The sequence below is a fragment of the Caballeronia udeis genome, from assembly GCF_001544555.2.
GTDB classification, from domain to species: domain Bacteria; phylum Pseudomonadota; class Gammaproteobacteria; order Burkholderiales; family Burkholderiaceae; genus Caballeronia; species Caballeronia udeis.
Map to the genome: position 1 here is coordinate 1 of NZ_FCOK02000196.1, position 1,379 is coordinate 1,379.

The 1,379-nt window shown below is 57.8% G+C and carries 1 protein-coding gene; it reads left to right on the forward strand.

The features are described 5' to 3' along the window. The first annotated feature begins 53 nt into the window (after positions 1 to 53). Positions 54 to 1,313, forward strand: coding sequence for an IS256 family transposase (locus AWB69_RS45155; protein ID WP_062093228.1), 1,260 nt, complete (start codon positions 54 to 56; stop codon positions 1,311 to 1,313). Positions 1,314 to 1,379: the final 66 nt, after the last annotated feature.

Here is a 1,379-nt window from a genome sequence, read left to right on the forward strand (position 1 = left end):
GAGCCTGTCCAAAATTTTGTGTGTAAGGCATAACATGTCGCAAAGGAGCATGTATGCCACGCAAACCGAAGGCGGCCACTGCGGCCGCGCAGGAATTGCCATCAATTCCGAAAGAACTGATCGATGAGTTCGTTAAGGGTCCAATGAGTGCCGAGGCGATCCAGTCGGCGTCGATGGCCTTCAAGAAGGCGTTAATCGAGCGGGCGATGGGCGCTGAACTGGGCCATCACCTCGGATATGCGGCGGGCGCTGAACGGCCTGAGGACGCCACCAATCACCGCAACGGCAAGAGCGGCAAGACGGTACTGACCGACGACGGTCCGCTGCGCCTGGACATTCCGCGGGATCGCGACGGCAGCTTCGCGCCAATCCTCATTCCCAAGCACGAGCGCCGCTTTACCGGCTTTGACGACAAGATCATTGCCATGTATGCACGCGGCATGACGGTGCGCGAAATCCAGGGCTTTCTGACTGACCAATACGGCACCGACGTATCGCCGGAGTTCATCAGCTCGGTCACGGATGCCGTCATGGACGAGATCGCGGTCTGGCAGTCCCGACCGCTCGAGCCGATGTATCCCGTCGTGTTCTTCGATGCTTTACGCGTAAAAATTCGAGACGAAGGCGTGGTGCGCAACAAGGCCATCTACCTGGCTTTGGGCATGCTGCCGGATGGCACACGCGACATACTGGGGCTGTGGATCGAGAGCACGGAGGGTGCCAAATTCTGGATGAAGGTGTTTGCCGACCTGCAGACGCGTGGTGTACAGGACATCCTGATCGCAGTCACTGATGGCTTGAAAGGCATGCCCGAAGCACTCGCCGCAGTGTTTCCGGCCACCACGCTGCAGACGTGCATCGTGCATTTAATTCGCAACAGCCTGGACTTTGCGAGCTGGAAGGACCGGCGGGAGCTAGCATCAGCGCTCAAGCCAATTTATTCGGCGGCAAGCGCCGACGCGGCACAGGCTGAACTCAATGCGTTCGAACAAGGCGCTTGGGGTCAGAAATTCCCAACCGTCGTAGCGGCATGGCGACGGGCCTGGGATCGGGTCATTCCGTTCTTTGCGTTTCCGCCGGCGGTGCGTAAGGTGATTTACACGACTAACGCCATTGAGAGCATTAACGCTCGGCTGCGCAAAATTGTGAAGACCCGCGGTCACTTTCCAAGCGACGAAGCCGCGACCAAGCTGATCTGGCTGGCCCTGCAAAACATCACCGCAAACTGGGGCCATGCCGCTCACGACTGGAAGACCGCGATGAATCAGTTCGCTATTCTTTACGAAGATCGCTTTACCCGGCCAAGCTCATAACGTTTTATTCTGGCCTGCTGCGAAGCCGGTCTTTAACGCCTTGCACACAAAAATACTGACAGTTCC

What these genes read in the sequence shown, in the direction of transcription:
- AWB69_RS45155 (WP_062093228.1), top strand. Translation starts at nt 54, where the DNA reads ATGCCACGCAAACCGAAGGCGGCCACTGCGGCCGCGCAGGAATTGCCA.